General features: G+C 64.7%; 16 protein-coding genes, 1 pseudogene and 1 riboswitch. Of the genes and pseudogenes, 13 read left to right on the top strand and 4 right to left on the bottom strand.

Annotated elements, in window-relative coordinates; genetic code table 11:
• Positions 1-77 precede the first annotated feature (77 nt).
• The 5 genes from IC66_RS0127415 to IC66_RS0127435 all read left to right on the top strand — a co-directional run bounded on the left by IC66_RS0127415 (position 78) and on the right by IC66_RS0127435 (position 5,737).
• Positions 78-1,433 carry a pyruvate dehydrogenase complex dihydrolipoamide acetyltransferase gene (locus IC66_RS0127415; protein WP_028141600.1) on the top strand — a complete coding sequence of 452 codons (1,356 nt, stop codon included), beginning with the start codon at positions 78-80 and terminating at the stop codon, positions 1,431-1,433.
• 49 nt (positions 1,434-1,482) lie between these two features.
• Positions 1,483-1,689 carry a hypothetical protein gene (locus IC66_RS0127420; protein ID WP_038949818.1) on the top strand — a complete coding sequence of 69 codons (207 nt, stop codon included), beginning with the start codon at positions 1,483-1,485 and terminating at the stop codon, positions 1,687-1,689.
• Positions 1,690-1,706: 17 nt separating this feature from the next.
• Positions 1,707-3,128: a dihydrolipoyl dehydrogenase gene (gene lpdA / locus IC66_RS0127425; RefSeq protein ID WP_038949820.1), complete on the top strand. Its 1,422-nt coding sequence runs from the start codon at positions 1,707-1,709 to the stop codon at positions 3,126-3,128.
• A gap of 215 nt (positions 3,129-3,343) precedes the next feature.
• A complete protein-coding gene (locus IC66_RS0127430) occupies positions 3,344-4,585 on the top strand; it encodes a threonine synthase (RefSeq protein ID WP_038949821.1) in 1,242 nt (413 codons plus the stop codon).
• 180 nt (positions 4,586-4,765) lie between these two features.
• Entirely contained in the window at positions 4,766-5,737 is a 972-nt protein-coding gene (locus IC66_RS0127435; protein WP_038949823.1) for a tripartite tricarboxylate transporter substrate binding protein BugD, read from the top strand.
• Positions 5,738-5,790: 53 nt separating this feature from the next.
• Here the strand turns inward: IC66_RS0127435 and IC66_RS0127440 are convergent, their stop codons facing one another.
• From IC66_RS0127440 to IC66_RS0127450, 3 genes are all read right to left on the bottom strand, one after another.
• Positions 5,791-6,171, bottom strand: coding sequence for a response regulator transcription factor (locus tag IC66_RS0127440; protein ID WP_085968097.1), 381 nt, complete (start codon positions 6,169-6,171; stop codon positions 5,791-5,793).
• A 92-nt stretch (positions 6,172-6,263) separates the two neighbouring features.
• The gene (locus tag IC66_RS0127445) at positions 6,264-6,929 is read right to left on the bottom strand and encodes a response regulator transcription factor (protein ID WP_028141606.1); all 666 of its coding nucleotides are present in this window, start codon (positions 6,927-6,929) and stop codon (positions 6,264-6,266) included.
• Positions 6,926-9,349 carry a PAS domain S-box protein gene (locus IC66_RS0127450; protein WP_038949824.1) on the bottom strand — a complete coding sequence of 808 codons (2,424 nt, stop codon included), beginning with the start codon at positions 9,347-9,349 and terminating at the stop codon, positions 6,926-6,928. Before IC66_RS0127450 ends, IC66_RS0127445 begins: the two co-directional genes overlap by 4 nt.
• A 710-nt stretch (positions 9,350-10,059) precedes the next feature.
• Between IC66_RS0127450 and IC66_RS0127455 the strand changes: the two genes are divergently transcribed.
• Genes IC66_RS0127455 through IC66_RS47210 form a run of 3 tightly spaced genes read left to right on the top strand, consistent with a single transcriptional unit; the run spans position 10,060 to position 10,991 of the window.
• Positions 10,060-10,455 carry a hypothetical protein gene (locus IC66_RS0127455; RefSeq protein WP_038949825.1) on the top strand — a complete coding sequence of 132 codons (396 nt, stop codon included), beginning with the start codon at positions 10,060-10,062 and terminating at the stop codon, positions 10,453-10,455.
• Positions 10,452-10,640: a hypothetical protein gene (locus tag IC66_RS47205; RefSeq protein ID WP_049801976.1), complete on the top strand. Its 189-nt coding sequence runs from the start codon at positions 10,452-10,454 to the stop codon at positions 10,638-10,640. Before IC66_RS0127455 ends, IC66_RS47205 begins: the two co-directional genes overlap by 4 nt.
• Positions 10,641-10,694: 54 nt before the next feature.
• Positions 10,695-10,991: a hypothetical protein gene (locus tag IC66_RS47210; protein ID WP_240536373.1), complete on the top strand. Its 297-nt coding sequence runs from the start codon at positions 10,695-10,697 to the stop codon at positions 10,989-10,991.
• 80 nt (positions 10,992-11,071) lie between these two features.
• On the opposite strand, the gene IC66_RS0127465 is transcribed toward IC66_RS47210, so the two are convergent.
• Positions 11,072-13,258: a transglycosylase SLT domain-containing protein gene (locus IC66_RS0127465; protein WP_028141609.1), complete on the bottom strand. Its 2,187-nt coding sequence runs from the start codon at positions 13,256-13,258 to the stop codon at positions 11,072-11,074.
• A 316-nt stretch (positions 13,259-13,574) separates the two neighbouring features.
• Here IC66_RS0127465 and IC66_RS0127470 point away from each other — a divergent pair, with 316 nt between their 5' ends.
• The 5 genes and pseudogenes from IC66_RS0127470 to IC66_RS42685 all read left to right on the top strand — a co-directional run.
• Positions 13,575-15,311 carry an adenylate/guanylate cyclase domain-containing protein gene (locus IC66_RS0127470; RefSeq protein WP_028141610.1) on the top strand — a complete coding sequence of 579 codons (1,737 nt, stop codon included), beginning with the start codon at positions 13,575-13,577 and terminating at the stop codon, positions 15,309-15,311.
• A gap of 124 nt (positions 15,312-15,435) precedes the next feature.
• Entirely contained in the window at positions 15,436-15,612 is a 177-nt protein-coding gene (locus IC66_RS47820; protein ID WP_018320305.1) for a hypothetical protein, read from the top strand.
• Positions 15,613-15,750: 138 nt separating this feature from the next.
• The gene (locus tag IC66_RS0127480; protein WP_028141611.1) at positions 15,751-15,960 is read left to right on the top strand and encodes a hypothetical protein; all 210 of its coding nucleotides are present in this window, start codon (positions 15,751-15,753) and stop codon (positions 15,958-15,960) included.
• Between the two features lie 113 nt (positions 15,961-16,073).
• A complete protein-coding gene (locus IC66_RS0127485; RefSeq protein WP_240536374.1) occupies positions 16,074-16,337 on the top strand; it encodes a hypothetical protein in 264 nt (87 codons plus the stop codon).
• Between the two features lie 43 nt (positions 16,338-16,380).
• Positions 16,381-16,595, top strand: a riboswitch (cobalamin riboswitch).
• A gap of 114 nt (positions 16,596-16,709) precedes the next feature.
• Positions 16,710-16,980: pseudogene (locus tag IC66_RS42685) on the top strand (TonB-dependent receptor); the annotation flags it as partial.

The raw sequence follows: 16,980 nt of genomic DNA on the forward strand, positions 1-16,980 counted from the left end.
GACATCGGCAACTAAACCTGGTCTGTTCGTCTCCGCTGTCGGAGGCGACGTTTTGCAAAGTTCTTCTTGAGGTCAGCATGCCCATCAACATCCTGATGCCCGCTCTCTCGCCGACGATGGAGAAGGGCAACCTCGCCAAGTGGCTGAAGAAGGAAGGCGACAAGGTCAAATCCGGCGACGTCATCGCCGAGATCGAGACCGACAAGGCGACCATGGAGGTCGAGGCCATCGACGAGGGCACGATCGCCAGGATCCTGGTGCCCGAGGGCACGCAGGACGTCCCGGTCAACGACGTGATCGCGGTGCTCGCCGGCGAAGGCGAGGACGTGAAGGCGGCGGGTGCCGCCAAGCCCAGCGCTTCGGCCGCACCTCCGAAGGCGGCCGAGGCTCCTGCTGCGGCGCCGGCTCCCGCTGCTGCGCCTGCCGCGCCCAAAGCCGCGCCGTCGCCGGCTGCTGCACCTGCGCCGCAGGCCGCTACTCCGGCCGCGCAGAGCAACGGCCAAGGTGGTCGCGTGTTCTCCTCGCCGCTGGCGCGGCGTCTCGCCAAGGACGCCGGCATCGACGTGTCGATGGTAACAGGCACCGGCCCGCACGGCCGCGTGGTCGCCCGCGACGTCGAGCAGGCCAAGTCGGGCAAGGGCCTCAAGGCGCCCGCCGCGGCACCATCAGGTGCGCCCTCGATCGCGCCCACCATGTCGGACAAGCAAATCCTGTCGCTGTTCGAGCCCGGCTCCTACGATATCATTCCGCATGACGGCATGCGCCGTACCATTGCGCAGCGCCTGACTGCATCGATCCAGAACGTCCCGCACTTCTACCTGACCATCGACTGCGACATCGGCAAGCTCCTCGCTGCCCGCGAGGAAATCAACGCTGCCGCGCCGAAGGACAAGGAGAAGAAGCCGCTCTACAAGATCTCGGTCAACGACTTCGTCATCAAGGCGATGGCAGTGGCGCTGCAGAAGATCCCGAACTGCAACGTCAGTTGGACCGAAAGCGGCATGGTCAAGCACCATCATTCCGACGTCGGCGTTGCGGTCGCAATGCCGGGTGGCCTGATCACCCCGATCATCCGCAAGGCCGAGACCAAGACGCTTTCGACCATCTCCAACGAGATGAAGGATTTCGCCGCGCGCGCCCGCTCGCGCAAGCTCAAGCCCGAGGAATACCAGGGCGGCACCACCGCAGTTTCCAACCTCGGCATGTACGGCATCAGCCACTTCACCGCCGTGATCAACCCGCCGCATGCGACCATCCTCGCGGTCGGCACCAGCGAGGAACGCCCTGTGGTACGCGGCGGCAAGATCGAGATCGCGCACATGATGAGCGTGACCTTGTCCTGCGATCACCGCGCCATCGACGGTGCGCTCGGCGCCGAGCTGATCGGCGCCTTCAAGCAGCTGATCGAAAACCCCGTCATGATGATGGTCTGACGCGGCGGCAGAGGGCGCAATTTTGCATGTCCGTACCCGCTGGCCGTGGATGTCGCTGCTGCTCGGAGCCGTCGTCGCGCTCAACCCGATCGGGCTCGATTTTCTGCACTCTGCGTTCTTTGCCGGTGAGCAACTGGCACGGAACATCGCCCAGCCCGTCGTGCTCATCGCTCTGGCCGTCATGGTCCTGGCGGTGATGCTCGAATGGCTGGTGAGGTCTTTTCTGGTCAAGCGCCGCGCCCGCGGCGCCTCTTGAGTTGAACGGGAGCCGCCATGGCCGACACATCCTTCGACGTCATCATCATCGGCTCCGGTCCCGGCGGCTATGTCACCGCGATCCGCGCCGCTCAGCTCGGCTTCAAGGTCGCGATCGTCGAGAAGTCGTATCTCGGCGGCATCTGCCTGAACTGGGGGTGCATCCCGACCAAGGCGCTGCTGCGCTCGGCCGAGATCTATCATTACATGCAGCATGCCGGGGATTACGGCCTGTCGGCGGAGAAGGTCTCGTTCGATCCGAAGGCGGTGGTGCAGCGCTCACGCGGCGTCTCCAAGCGGCTCAACGACGGCGTCGGCTTCCTGATGAAGAAGAACAAGGTCAGCGTGATCTGGGGCGCGGCCACGATCGACGCGCCCGGCAAGGTCACGGTGAAGAAGTCCGACGTCGAGGGCCCGAAGGGTGCGCTGGGCGAGGGGACCTATCAGGCCAAGCACATCATCGTCGCGACCGGCGCGCGGCCGCGCGTGCTGCCGGGGCTCGAGCCTGACAAGAAGCTGGTCTGGACCTACTTCGAGGCGATGGTGCCGGAGAAGATGCCGAAGTCGCTGCTGGTGGTCGGCTCCGGCGCGATCGGCATCGAGTTCGCCTCGTTCTTCCACACCATGGGCTCCGACGTCACCGTGGTCGAGGTGCTGCCGCAGATCCTGCCCGTCGAGGACGCCGAGATCGCGGGGCTCGCCCGCAAGCGCCTGGAGAAGCAGGGCATCAAGATCATGTCCTCCACCAAGGTCACGAAGCTGGAGAAGAAGGCCGACAGCGTCGTCGCAACCATCGACGATGGCAAGGGCAAGCCGGTCACATCAGAGTTCGAACGCGTGATCTCGGCGGTCGGCGTCGTCGGCAATATCGAGAATCTCGGCCTGGAAAAGCTCGGCGTGAAGACCGACCGCGGCTGCATCGTGATCGACGGCTACGGCAAGACCAACGTCCCCGGCATCTATGCCATCGGCGACGTCGCGGGGCCCCCGATGCTCGCACACAAGGCCGAGCATGAGGGCGTGATCTGCGTCGAGGCGATCAAGGGACTGCATCCGCATCCCATGGACAAGAACATGATCCCGGGCTGCACCTATTGCCAGCCGCAGGTCGCCTCCGTTGGCCTCACCGAAGCCAAGGCGAAGGAGAACGGCCGCGAGATCCGCGTCGGCCGTTTCCCCTTCGTCGGCAACGGCAAGGCGATCGCGCTCGGCGAGGACCAGGGCCTCGTCAAGGTGATCTTCGACAAGAAGACCGGCCAGCTGCTCGGCGCCCACATGGTCGGCGCTGAAGTCACCGAGCTGATCCAGGGCTACGTCGTCGCCATGAATCTGGAGACGACGGAAGAAGAGCTGATGCACACGGTCTTCCCGCATCCCACGCTGTCGGAGATGATGAAGGAAGCCGTGCTGGATGCATATGGAAAGGTGTTGAATATTTGATGGAACGAGGGCTGCGGCGCAGCGTGCTGCCATCAGTCCCGTCATCCTGAGGTGCGAGTTCGGCGGCGCACCGCGCCGCCGAGTGACCCTCGAAGGATGAACGGCCGAGCTGCAGCAGCCGGGCTCGTTGCCCTTCGAGGCCTCCGCTTCGCTCCGGCGCCTCGGGGTGGCGGGTTTGATAGAGAAATACGAAAACAACAAAAGGGAATGAACCCATGCACGACAACGACAACCTCATCGTCGAACGCCCGACCTTCGTCACCCATCTCGAATGCGCAATGGAGGGCGATCATTACGCCGCCGACCAGGTCCACAATCTCTCCAAGGCCGGCAAACCGCTGCTGGTACGCTACGACCTCGCAGGCGTGAAGAAGGCGCTGACCAAGGACGCGCTCGCGCAACGCCCCGGCGACATGTGGCGCTACCGCGAGCTGCTGCCGGTGCGCAAATGCAAGGACATCGTCTCGCTCGGCGAGGTCACCACGCCCCTGATCCGGCTGCCGAAGCTCGGCAAGAAACTCGGCGGCGGCGAGATCATCGTCAAGGACGAGGGACGGCTGCCGACCGGCTCGTTCAAGGCGCGTGGCCTCGTGATGGCGGTGTCGATGGGCAAGGCGCTCGGCATCAAGCACATGGCGATGCCGACCAACGGCAACGCGGGGGCTGCGCTGGCGGCCTACGCCACCTCCTGCGGCATCAAGACCACAATCTTCTGCCCGGCCGATACGCCGGAGGTGAACGTCAGCGAGATCGAGCTGCAGGGCGCGACCGTCTACCGCGTCAACGGCTATATCGACGATTGCGGCAAGATCGTCGGCGAGGGCAAGGCCAAGGTCGGCTGGTTCGACACCTCGACGCTCAAGGAGCCGTACCGCATTGAAGGCAAGAAGACGATGGGCCTCGAGCTTGCCGAGCAGCTCGGTTGGGACGTGCCCGATGTGATCTTCTATCCGACCGGCGGCGGCACCGGCCTGATCGGCATGTGGAAGGCCTTCGACGAGCTCGAGAAGATCGGCTTCATCGGTTCGAAGCGCCCGCGCATGGTCGCGGTGCAGGCTTCGGGCTGTGCGCCGATGGTGCGGGCCTATGACGCCGGCACCGAGCATGCGACGCGCTGGGAGGACGCCCACACCATCGCCTCGGGCATCCGCGTGCCGCAGGCGATCGGCGACTTTCTCATCTTGCGCGCGGTCCGCGAGAGCAAGGGCTTTGCCATCGCGGTCGACGACGACAAGATCTCGTCGGCGCTGAACGAGGTTGCGCGCGAGGAGGGGCTGCTGCTCTGCCCCGAGGGCGCCGCGACCTATGCCGCCTACAAGGACAGCCTCGCCGACGGCCGCGTCTCGAGGGGTGACCGCGTCATGCTGTTCAATTGCGCGACCGGCCTGAAATATCCGCTGCCGCCGGTGACCCGCACGCTCGATCGCCACAAGCCGATCGATTACACACAGTTCTAGCTTGCTTCTCCCTCGCCCCGCTTGCGGGGAGAGGGTTGGGGCGAGGGGGAGTCTCCGCGGGGGCGGTGACAGCTGAACCTGCGGAGACCCCCCTCACCCGAATTGCTTCGCAATTCGACCTCTCCCCGCAAGCGGGGCGAGGTGAAGAAAAACAAGAACGACATCGCTGGGGAGAAGACAATGACGAAGGCCGTCTGGGCTGCGCTGTTTGCTATTCTCGCTGTGACCGGCGCCGCGCGCGCCGATGACTATCCCTCCCGTCCCATCACCATCATCGTGCCGTTCGCGGCCGGCGGCCCGTCGGATGCGATGGCGCGCGTGCTCGCCGAGCGGATGCGCACTCCGCTCGGCCAGCCCCTCGTGGTCGAGAACGTCACCGGTGCGGGCGGGTCGATCGGCGTCGGCCGCGCCGTGCAATCGCCGCCGGACGGCTACACCATCTCCTTCGGCCATCTCGGCACCCACGTCGCCAATGGCGCCGTCTACAAGCTCAAATACGACCTCGTTGCCGACCTCGAGCCGGTGGTGCTGCTGCCGAGCAATCCGATGATCGTCGTCAGCAAGAACGCGGTGCCGGCGACGTCGCTGAAAGAGCTGATCGAATGGCTGAAGTCACGGCCGTCGCCGCCGACAGCGGGCACCGCCGGCGCCGGCTCCGGCAGCCACATCGCCGGCGTCTATTTCGAGAGCGTCTCCGGCATCAAGCTGCAATACGTGCCGTATCGCGGCACGGCACCCGCGTTGAACGATCTCATCGCCGGCCAGATCGACGTCATCATCGACCAGACCTCCAACTCCATCGCGCAGGTCCGCGCCGGCACCATCCGCGCCTACGCCATCACCGACAGCAAGCGCCTGTCTTCGGCCCCTGAGATTCCGACCGCGGAGGAGGCAGGGCTCAAAGGCTTCAACATGACGCTGTGGTCGGGCATGTGGGTGCCGAAGGGCACGCCAAAGGAGATCGTTGCCAAACTCAACGCCGCGGCCGTAGAGGCGCTGAACGATCCCGCCGTGAAGAAGCAGCTCGAAAGCCAGGGGCTGGAGATGACGCCGAAGGACCAGCTCACGCCCGAAGCGCTCGGCACCCGTCAGAAGGCCGAGATCGCCAAATGGTGGCCGATGATCAAGGCGGCCAACATCAAGGTGGATTGAGCATGCCGCATGGCCGCAGACGTGTCGTGGCCGTGGGACGCGGGGCCGCCGCATCACATCGTGGCGTCGCCGGGGTCCGACAATGCGGTCTCCAGGCACTGGATCAGGGCTGGCGTCGAAAACGGCTTGGCGAGAAAGCAGATCGCGCCGGCCCTGAGTGCGCGGTCGCGTACGGCCTCATCCGGAAAAGCCGTCATGAAAATGAAGGGCGTGACGCGCCCGAGGCCGCGCATGTGCGTCAGCAGCTCGACGCCGCTCATGACCGACATCTGCACGTCCGTGATCACGCAGCCGGTCGTCTCCAGTTGGGCGGATTGGAGAAATTCGTGAGCCGAGCCAAAGGTGTGGACCGTATACCCGCGCGACGTCAGGAGGTTGTTCGTCGCAAGACGAACGGAGGGATCATCATCAATGACGGAAATGATCGAAGACACTGGCAATATAATGCTCCTGCACGGGGAGCCGCCGGCTGCGATTCAGCCGCTTGAGGGAAGGTGGGCCACCGGAGCGAGATTGGAAAGCATACTTAGGTTTGCAAATGACCCCTGTTGCGCGGGATTCCGAGCGCGTCGGTCATTCTGACGAGGTCGGCCAACGACTTCGCCGCCATTTTCCGCATGATCTGGCCGCGATAGATCTTCACGGTGATTTCGGCCAATCCAAGCTCGGCGGCGACCTGCTTGTTCATCAGGCCGGATGCAACCAGGGCGAGGACGTCGCGTTCGCGCGCCGTCAGTCCCTCGAAACGGGATCGCACCCCCGAGATCGACTGCTCGGCATCGCGCCGCTTGCGATCGCGTTCGATCGCCGCCTGCACGGCATCCAGCATGTCCTGGTCGCGCACCGGCTTGGTCAGAAAATCGACGGCACCGCTTTTCATGGCTCTTACGGTCATGGGAATATCGCCGTGACCGGTGATGAAGATAATGGGCGTGTGAATATTGGCTTTGGCGAGGTCCGCCTGGAGGTCGAGGCCACTCAAGCCCGGCAGGCGGATGTCGAGCACGAGGCAACTGGGGACCGCCGGCGGTTTGGCTTCCATGATCTCCGCCGCCGAGCTGAAGGCTTCGACCTTGAGGCCGACCGATTGAAAGAGATTGGTGAGCGCACGGCGCATCGACGGATCATCATCGACGATCAGGACGATCGGATCACCGGCGCTCGCCTGGGCCTGCTTGGCATGATCAGTCACGACGTGTCCTTGTGTGGCAAGGGCAGGGCGATCTGGAATGTTGCTCCGCTCCCTTCATTTTGAATGGCCGAAAGCCGGCCCGCATGAGCCTCGATGATCGATCGGCAGATCGAGAGTCCCATTCCCAGACCGCCCGATTTCGTCGTGAAGAAGGGGGTGAAGATGCGTTCCTTGACGTCTTTGCCAAGGCCGACACCGCGGTCCGTCACGGTGAGGAGCAGGCGGTCGTCGTCCGTCCGGCTCGAGCGGATCGCCAGCTCGCGCGGGCGGTCGACATTGGCATGCATGGCTTCGATGCCGTTCACCACCAGGTTGATCAGCACCTGCTGAAGCTGGATCCGGTCGCCGCAAATCCTCGGCAGGTCGGACGCCAACTCCATTCGCACCGACACCGCATGGATCGCCAGCTCGCGCCGAACCAGCGCCACTGCCTCCCTGACGACCTGGTTGATGTCGAGTGGAGCCATTTCGATCTCGGTCTTCTTCGCAAGCGCTCTGATCCGGCGGATCACCTCGCTTGCCCGATTGGCATCCTCGACAATCCACTCTGCGGAACGGCGCGCGGCCTTCAGGTCGGCGGGGTCGCGGTCAAGCCAAGCGATGCACGCGTCCGCGTTGGAGATCACCGCGGCGATGGGCTGGGTGATTTCGTGGGCAATCGAGGTGGTCAGTTCCCCGAGCGTTGTGACGCGGGTGACGTGGGCGAGCTCGCCTTGCGCCTTGCGCAGCGCCTCTTCCGCCTGCTCGACGCGGATCGCCGCCGTGACGTCGCTGCTGACGCCGCGATAGCCGAGAAAATTGCCTGTCGCATCATGGAACGGCTTGCCGCTGGTCCGCACGTAGATTGGAGATCCGTTACCATCCCTGCTGCGGTAGATCAGATCGCGGAACGCAACGTGGGCATCGAGCGCCGCGCGATGCTGCTCCCATTTCTCCGGCTCGAACTCGGCGTCGGGCGGAATGTCCCAGCGGGCCAGGCCGATCAGGCCCTTCGGCGCAGCGCTGGAGGTTTCGGCGTGCTCCGATATCCTGGTAATGCGGTGGTCCGGCCCGGTCTCCCAGAACCAGTCCGATGCGGTTTCGGCATAGTCGCGGAAGCGCTGTTCGGATGTCTTGAGCTCATCGAACGCCTGATGCAGGGCGTCTTTCGCCGCGAACTGCTCGGTGACGTCCACGTGCGTGCCGATGATTTCCATCACCTCGCCGTCGCGGCCGATCACAGGATGTCCCTCGCTGTGGACGTGTCTGATCGAACCGTCGGGGCGCACAATCCGGAAGTCGATCTGGAAGGGCTGCTTTTGCCTGACAGCTTCACGTTCCACCTCGACAATCCGCCGAAAGTCCTCCGGCAGGATACGTTGCTGAAAAGCCCGGGCCGGGACATCGGTCTGGTCCAGCTCAAATCCGAACAGGCGGTACAGTTCAGCCGACCGGTAGGCGAACTCCTGACGATGAACGTCCCAGGCCCAGCTGCTCGTATGGCTGAGGCGTTGGGCTTCGGCCAAATAGGCTTCGCTGCGACGCAGCCTCTGTTCCGCTTCCTTCGCAATCGTGACATCGGTCACCGCTCCGACGAACTCGATGCGCCCGGACGGGTGCCGCACGGCGCGCGCCACGGAATGGAGATATTTGATCGATCCGTCGGGCATCAGCAGGCGGTATTCGTGGTCGAAATCCTCCGCCAGCCGGTAGGCCCGATCAAGGGTGCCGCGGACTATGTCGCGATCTTCCGGATGGATGCGCTGAAAGGCGAAGTTCAGGGTCGGCTTCGTCGCAGGGTCGCATTGGAAGATGCGGAAGGTCTCCCTCGACCAGACCGCCTCGCCGGTGGCGAGGTTCAAGCCGAAGCTGCCGGTGTGGCTCAATTCCTGGGCCTGGGCGAGGTAGGCCTCGCTCTGTCGCAGCGCATCCTCGGCTTCCTTGCGCTGGGTGATGTTCTCGCAAGCGACCAGCAGGATCGGCGTGCCGTCGCCGCGCAGCATCGCCTTGGCGTTTTCGCGGACCCAGAGCACCGACCCGTCCTTCCGGAACTTGCGAATCTCCCAGGTATGCGACTGGTCCACGGTCGTCAGGCACAAAGCGACGCATTGACGAACGAAGTCGTGGTCTTCCTCGAAGAAGACGTTCAGCACGGATTGGCCGATCAGCTCGGCCGTCGAGTAGCCCAATTGTGCGGCGCCAAACGTATTCACGTTGAGCACCGTTCCGGACGGATCGACCATGAAGTACATGACCGGATTGTGCTCGAACACCTCGCGCCATTGCTTCATGGCGTCACGCAGATCGGTGTTCTGCCGCGAGGCGTCAGCGACCGCGGACCGGTCCTTCTCGCCGTTGCCGAATGATCGAAGCGCCGCAAGGCCGCCGAGCAGGAATTGTGCGGCCGAAGTCCCGATTTTCGTGATCTGGCCAGGCATCATCGCAAGCGTCCCGGCGCGCTAGCGTCAAGGCGAGTAGAGCACTTTGCCAGAACAGGGGCAATTGCCCCCGACCAAAGTCGGATTCCCGGCAAAGCTCCCGGTTGCCGTGCAGCTTGCGCGCGTTGCGCCGTCTCGTTGCGCGGGTGGGCCAGGACCGCAAAACTACGGCACAAACCTACGTATAGCTCGCACAACCCTAGTTCTAGCGCGCATTTACCTCCGTACAATTGAGCGATGGGGTGCAGGCGGCCTAGTTTTGCGGTCAATCGAGAGGAGACGATTGCGGAGCACATTCGCTGAAAGGCTCGGGGGTGTTGCCCTCAAAGAGCCAGGCTCCGCATCCGCCCCCTGACTTGCCGGATGAGTTGGCGGTCACGATTGAGAGGCCGCATTTTCCGTGACGACCGTGGCGACCCGAGCTTGCGCACAAGGAAGCCGGGACCCCTGAGAGGTCAAGAGGAGAGGATGATGTGCGATAGCCCAGAGCATTCCGAGCGCCGTCCCGAGACCAAAGGCTGTGCCGTCTGCACGGCGAAGTTTGGCCTGATCCGATACTATTCCTGGCGGACGCCGCTCTGCTCGAGGAAATGTCTCGACCGGTTCAGGGCGCGCCGCGAGCGCGACCGCCGCTGGTTGTTCCGATATCAGGCGGCCTGAGGACCAGCCGCCGCGCCTGCCACCTCAGGCAATTTCTTCGTCGGGAGGCTGCGTTGAACCGTACCTGCAAGCTCCTGTTGGCGATCGCGCTGCCGCTTCCGCTGGTGACGGGCGTGGAGGCCGACGAAGCCGGAGGGGATGGGCCACATCGTCACCATCCGCCCCAGGATCAACTGCTGCACGAGAAGTTCTATTCGAGCTGGCACATGCCGGACAATCCGGTTCTGAGCTGCTGCAACAATGCCGATTGCTACCCGACCGAGATTCGCTACGTCGACGGCAGGATCTACGCGCGGCGCCGGGAAGACGGCAAATACATCCTGATCCCGTCCCAGAAGGTCGAGCGCAACAGGGACAATCCCGATGGCCGCAACCATATCTGCGCGCCACCGCCGTCCGCCTCTCTGGTCGACTTGGTCTACTGTTTCGCGTTGGGAGGTGCCACGTGAGATTCATATTGGTGAACGGCAGAACCCCGTTCCGCAAGACGTCGTGCCTTTGGTGCTGCGAGGAGATCGATGGTGGCTATCTGCGGGACGCCAGGACGCTGCTGCGCTACTGCGGCTACGAGTGCTTCGCACTTCATCACGAGGCCGCGCCGTTGATCGAGGGACGTACGCGCGCGGCATCTTGAGCCGTCAGGCCTGGCAGGACGCATTCGGCAGGAGAGGACACGGCATTGAGATTCATGCTCGTCAATCAGGAACATCCTTGCCACGGCGTCTGCGGCGCATGCGCGCGGCCGCTGGGTGCGAGTTACGTCCGGCATGTGTCCAAGCAAGAGCGGTATTGCGACTACGGTTGCTACCGTCAGCAGACGGCCATGGACATGCTGTGGCCCCGCAGCCCGTTCGAGGCGATCGCGGTGCTGACGGCGATTTCGAGCTGGGGCTGGATGATTCAGATGGGCGCGCTGTCGCGCTCATTGGCCGAGGCATATCTGCGCGAGTACGACCTTCTGACCATGGAAGGAGGTGACGGCTAGCTCGATGACGGCCGCGCAGAACAGTCGGCCGCAGTCACCGCGTCCAGCCCGCGCCGCGTCCAGCCCCGGCGGTGGCGAGGCTAGGGCGAGGGGGCTGCGGCCGATCCCGTTGGTGCCGCGCTCACTTCCTGCGTCGTGACGCGCTGGTCGGACTTGCCGGCGATCATGCTGCTGCCCTCGAACCTGGCGCGGTACACCAGCACGTTCTCCATCACGCGCTGGACGTAGTTGCGCGTCTCCGACAGCGGGATGCGCTCGACCCAGTCGACCGGATCGACCTTGGGATCCCTGGGGTCGCCGCGCGCCTGCACCCATTCGCGCACGCGGCCGCGGCCGGCATTGTAGCCGGCAAAGGTCATGATCTGGTTGCCGCGATATTCCGACAGCAGCGCGCTGAGCTCGGCCGCGCCCATTTGCGTGTTGTAGACGGGATCGGAGACCATCTTGTCCCAGTCGTAAGTCAGGCCAAAGCGCTTGGCGGTGTCGCGGCCGGCTTCAGGCGTCACCTGCATCAGCCCGACCGCATTGGCCGGCGACTTGTCGCGCTGGTCGAACGAGCTTTCGGTGCGCGCCACCGAATAGATCACGCTGGTCTCGATCGCGGGCGCGACCTGCTGGTGCTCGGGGATGCCGATGGTCGGAAAAGCGTAATGGTCGAGGGCGAGCCCGCGCGCCAGCGCCGACTTGCCGACCTCCAGCATCACGCGCGCATCGCGGCGCTGTCCGGCGAGTTCGCCGAGGCCCTCGAGGGCCGCCACGTCGGTGCTCTCCCTGGCGAAATCCTCGGCGTAATAGAACACCGTGTCGCGCTCGCCGATGCCGTAGAGCATGTCGGCGGCGCGCACGCGCTCGTCTGCGGGCGGGGTGTCGAGCGCGGCCAGCACGGGCGAGGGCGGTCGCAGCTCGATGCGATCGAGGCCGAGCTTTGCGCGCGCAAGCTGGCCGTAATAGGCGGTCGGATAGCGCGCGGCCGCCCGGTAGCTCATGCGCGCATCGGCCGTCGCCCCCATCGCCTCGGCGGCACGGCCGCGCCAGTAATGGGCGCGCGACAGCGCGATCGGATTGGCCGAGCCTTCGTCGATGGCGGCGAAGTGCACCATCGCCGCCTGGGGATCGCCGAGGAAGCGCAGCGCGATCCAGCCGCACATGAAATGATAATCGACGCGGTAGACTTCCTTCTCGGGCACCGCGGCGGTGCGCACCACGTCATACGCCGTCTTGAACTTGCCCTGGTCGAGCAGCTTGCGCGCGAGCAGGCGACGCTCGCGCCACCAGGCGTCGGTGTCCTGGGCGGCCATGGTGTCGGGCGCGGCGGCCAGGATCACCTCGGCGGCGTCGTCGATGCGGTCCTTCTGGAGGTGCCATTGGGCGCGGCACAGCACATAGCCGAGATCGCGGCGCGCTTCAGTCGGTACGTCCTCGAGATCATCCTTGGCCTTGCTGGCCTTGCCGGTGACGGCGGCGCAGGCCTTGACGATCGCCAGCGCATCCTCGCCGAGCCGTTTTGCCGCGCGCCGCGCACCGGCATAGTCCTTGGCGCCGAGCCGCTTGTCCATGCGGGCGCGATGATCCTCGGAGTTGAGCAGATCGCGGAACGCTTCGTAGGAATCCTCCTCGCTCCGCTCGGACAATTCGTCGGTGCGCCAGGCCTCGCGCACGAGCCGGGTAGCCCTGTCGACGTCGCCTTCAGTGAGCAGCACGCGGGCGAGGGCGAACTTGCCCTTGGCGCTGGTCGGGCGGTCCATGGTGAATTTGTGCACGGTGGCCGCGTCGGCCTTCTCCTGCCACAGCCGCGCCTCGGCGCGGCGGCGGAGCAGGGCGCTGCTCGGCCAATCCGGATTGGCGGCAAGGAAGGCGGCATAACGCTTGAAATTCGCCGTGCTCTCGGAATGGCGCAGCATGAACCAGTCGGCGAGCTTCTGACCGGCGGGATCAGTGATGCGGTCGCGCGCCGCGCTCGCGTCATCCGTCTTGCCCTTGCGCGCGAGGTCGATCGCATCCTTCAGCGCGGCGAGGTCGCCGGTGAGGGGCGGGGCGGCCGGTTTCTCTGATGGCTCGTCGCCGGTCTTCTTCGACTTGCGCTTGGCCTCGGCATGCTTGCCGTGACGGGACTTGGCCACGGCATGTCGCTGCTTGCCGGCTTTCGCCTCATGCGACTTTTTCGGCGCAGACGATTTGTGGCTGCTCTTCGCCGCCAGCTCGGTGGGGAGGAGGGCCATTGCGGCCACGGCAACGAGAAACGCGAGCGAGCGTAGGCACTGGTTCATCCCATGGTCCCCCTGCGAAACCACTACAAACCAAGGTCCGCGACGACATGCGGCTTGAGAATCAACGACATCGAGAACGATGCCACGGCATCGTTTCGCATTCCTCACGCTGTCGCAACAATGCGGCAAAATACGGATGTGACGAGGGAACCTCCGCTGGGGGGCAGTTCCTTTAACCTTTGTTAACGATCCGGGCTCGCGCGACGACCGGCCATGGTCTGGGCGCCAGGAGGAACCAGATTGCGCGTGTTCCCGCAGCAAGATCCGGTGTATGGAGTTCCCTTGCTTCGTCCCTTTGGCCTTTGTCCCTGCAGCTATGCCGATTTTCAACCAGTCGATCAGGCGCAAGATCGTCGGTATCGCCCTCGGATTGATCGTCCTGATGCTGGTCACCTCGATCCTGTCGATGGTGATGTCGAGCCAGGTCGGCGTCCTGCTCGACGAGCTGACCAACCGCTACATCCCGGCCTATGGCGATCTCGCGCGCGTCAACATCCGCTCGCTGGAGCGATCGGTGGCGCTGCGGCGGATGATCATGACGAAGATGCAGGCGTCCTCGGATGAGGAGGCCTATGCGGCGCGCCTTCGCGAGTTCGAGGACGCCGACCGCAAGATCGAGGAGGAGGCCGAGCGCGCGCGCAAGCTGATCAACGCGATCATAGACGACCCTCGCACGCCGTCCGACAACGCCGCGCTGGCACGGATCGAGACCCGCATCGAGACCGCCGTCGGCGAGCTGCGCCGCGATCAGAAGGAGAGCCACGCGAAACTCCTCAACCAGATCGACGCACAGCAGATGGCGGAAGCGCGCATCACGCTCGAGCATATCGACGCGCTGCGCGACCAGTTCAACCAGAAGATCGATGCGATCCGGGCCGACATGCTCAAGCAGGTCTTCGCCAGCACGTCGCAGGTGATCGGCCATCAGCACCAAGCGATCATCGTCTCTGGCATCGTGACGTTGCTCGCGGCGATCGTCGGCTTTGCCTTTGCGCTCCTGGTGTCCAGCGGCATCACGCGCCCGGTGCGGCTGCTGCTCGCCGGCACCCGCGAGGTCGAGGCCGGCCGCTTCGACAAGACCATCACCGTCTCCACGCAGGACGAGATCGGCGAGCTCGCCGCGGCTTTCAACCGCATGACCGAGCAGCTCAGGCACAACGAGCGCATCCGCGAGACCTTTGGCCGCTACATCGATCCCAAGGTGGTGCAGGGGCTGATCGACCGGCCCGAGGTCGCGATCGACGGCGAGCGCCGGGTCATGACCATCATGTTCTGCGACATGAGCGGCTTCACCTCGATGAGCGAGGGCATGACCCCGCGCGGCCTCGTCAGGGTGATGAACCACTATTTCACGGTGATGTCCGGACCGATCAGGGGTAATCGCGGCATCATCGACAAATATATCGGCGACGCCATCATGTCCTATTGGGGCCCGCCCTTCATCGAGGAAGACGAGCAGGCGCTCCTGGCCGGCATCGCCGCAACCGAGATGGTCGACCAGGTGCCCGCGCTGCAGAAGCAGCTGCCCGACCTGCTCGGCATCCGCGCCATGCCGGCGCCGTGTGACCTGCGGATCGGCATCGCCACCGGCGAGGTCCTGACCGGCAGCATCGGCTCCGAGCTGATGATGAGCTTCACCGTGATGGGCGACGCCGTGAACCTGGCCTCGCGGCTGGAGGCCGTCAACAAGGTCTACGGAACCCGCATCCTGATCTCGCAGGCAACTGCTGACGCGATCGGAGCGCGGCTCGAATTGCGCGAGATCGATCGTCTGGCGGTCGCGGGCCAGAGCGCGCCGCAGCCGATCTTCGAGGTGATGGCGCGGGCGGGCGCACTCACCGGCGCGCAGGACAGCCTGCGCACGCATTATGCCGAAGCGCTCGCCGCCTATCGGGCCCGCCGCTTCGACGAGGCGCGCGCCGCCTTCAACGCCGCGCTCGAAGCCGTCCCCGGCGACGGCCCCTCGCGCACGATGCTCGGCCGCATCGCGCAGTTCGAGGCCAAGCCGCCGGAAGAGGGGTGGGACGGCGCCTGGCGGCTGGAGCAGAAATAGCCGTTTTTGTTGCGCCAGCTCGCCCTGTCCGGAAAAAACGTTTCTACTCGATAACGATGTTCGCCGTGACCTATTTCCCGGGCTTAGATTGGATGTCCTTGAGGCGTTTGACGGGGACACGCCGATGACGGAACTTCAGGACAGGCTGGAACGGTTCGAGACGCTCACCGCCGAATGCGAGCTGATCGCCAAGCTCGCCACCGACAGCACCAAGCGCGAGTTCTATCTGAAACTCTCGGAGCAATACCGTCAGCTGGCGGTGGACATGCGGCAGGCGATCGCGACCAAGGCTGCTGCCTGACGCCGGCTGCAATCCGTTCTTAAGGTTTGGCGCGCATCCTTGACCTCGCGAGCGATCGCTCGTGGTGGAAAGGCCGGGGTTCGCTGCAATGCAGCGCACCTCGCGAGTGTCATTTGCCATGCTTGACAGGGCAATCACATGCGCCTCGTTGCCGTGATCATATTCGCGCTCATGACGGCGGCCTGCGACCAGGAGCAGGATATCACCGGCTCGACGCCGACCTGCCCGATGCGGAACTACAGCTACAATCCCCGCGACATGAACCAGTGCGTCAATGCCTGCAAATCGTGCGATCGCGGCACCACGGTCACCTGCACGACCTCCTGCACCCTCAAGGGCGCGCGCTGAGCGCACCGCCTTCTGCCTTGTAGGGATGCAACCCGTGGAATGGGCGGTGCCTGGGCACCGGAACGATTCACATGGGTCAATCATTGAAGCAAGTGGGCAGGACGCGGAGTCCGATGGAAATGGGTATGCTCGATCCCGGCCGGTTTCTGGTGTCGTGCTCGCATTGCGATGCCTGGCCGATGGCAGCCAACGTGAAGCGGTCGAGTTGGACGGCGTCTCCACACGAGGTGCGCTTTGTCTGCACGCGCTGCCGGCGCGAGGAGACCGCGATCGTCTCGGCCTCCGGCGAATTGACCCCGATCAAGCGCGTCGATGTTCCGCCGCGCGACGTCGCTGCCGCCTGGGCCCAGGCGCAACGGGTGCGAGGGCGGACCTGAGCGGCCGGCACCTAACGGTCGATTGACTCCCGGGGCGAACGGCTCGTAAATGATCGGCGACGGTTCTCCTCATGGAGATCAAAAGGGAATGTGGTGCGGGATTGTCCCAACGCAGGGATTTGTCTCAACGCCACGGCTGCCCCCGCAACTGTAAGCGGTGAATCTTTCGTCTCATGCCACTGGGAATCTCGGTCCTGGGAAGGCGACGCAAGGTCACGACCCGCGAGCCAGGAGACCTGCCGTCAGCCGTGGTCCCACGCGAAGATGTCGGTCGGGGAGTACAGACATTAGCTTCACCGGAGCAATCCATCGCTCTGCCGTGAAACCTCGTTCGCTGTGACGTGCCACTGACGTCATACCGAGGTTACCATTGTGTCCCGTCTCGTCTCTGCCGCCAGGCGCTTTGCCGCCGGCCTGCTCGCATCCGTTTCCCTGCATTCGCTCGATCCGTCCTCCGCCTTCGCCCAGCAGGCGCTTGCCGAGCAATTGCCGCCGATCGAGGTGACCAGGTCCGACGATCAGAACCGAACGCGCGCCAGGGCGATCGGCGATGGCGAGGCGGGGGTGAGGACGAATGTCGCGCCGGCAGGCAATGGCGCCGGCTCATCCGGCTCCGGCGGTGAGGCTGCCGCCGGCAGCGGCG

This window comes from Bradyrhizobium genomosp. III (assembly GCF_000261705.1).
Taxonomy (GTDB): Bacteria; Pseudomonadota; Alphaproteobacteria; order Rhizobiales; family Xanthobacteraceae; genus Bradyrhizobium; species Bradyrhizobium ottawaense.

Coding starts and splice junctions, on each gene's coding strand:
- IC66_RS0127415 (WP_028141600.1), top strand. CDS start 78: ATGCCCATCAACATCCTGATGCCCGCTCTCTCGCCGACGATGGAGAAG.
- IC66_RS0127420 (WP_038949818.1), top strand. CDS start 1,483: ATGTCGCTGCTGCTCGGAGCCGTCGTCGCGCTCAACCCGATCGGGCTC.
- lpdA (WP_038949820.1), top strand. CDS start 1,707: ATGGCCGACACATCCTTCGACGTCATCATCATCGGCTCCGGTCCCGGC.
- IC66_RS0127430 (WP_038949821.1), top strand. CDS start 3,344: ATGCACGACAACGACAACCTCATCGTCGAACGCCCGACCTTCGTCACC.
- IC66_RS0127435 (WP_038949823.1), top strand. CDS start 4,766: ATGACGAAGGCCGTCTGGGCTGCGCTGTTTGCTATTCTCGCTGTGACC.
- IC66_RS0127450 (WP_038949824.1), bottom strand. CDS start 9,349: ATGATGCCTGGCCAGATCACGAAAATCGGGACTTCGGCCGCACAATTC.
- IC66_RS47210 (WP_240536373.1), top strand. CDS start 10,695: ATGCTCGTCAATCAGGAACATCCTTGCCACGGCGTCTGCGGCGCATGC.
- IC66_RS0127465 (WP_028141609.1), bottom strand. CDS start 13,258: ATGAACCAGTGCCTACGCTCGCTCGCGTTTCTCGTTGCCGTGGCCGCA.
- IC66_RS0127470 (WP_028141610.1), top strand. CDS start 13,575: ATGCCGATTTTCAACCAGTCGATCAGGCGCAAGATCGTCGGTATCGCC.
- IC66_RS47820 (WP_018320305.1), top strand. CDS start 15,436: ATGACGGAACTTCAGGACAGGCTGGAACGGTTCGAGACGCTCACCGCC.
- IC66_RS0127480 (WP_028141611.1), top strand. CDS start 15,751: ATGCGCCTCGTTGCCGTGATCATATTCGCGCTCATGACGGCGGCCTGC.
- IC66_RS0127485 (WP_240536374.1), top strand. CDS start 16,074: ATGGAAATGGGTATGCTCGATCCCGGCCGGTTTCTGGTGTCGTGCTCG.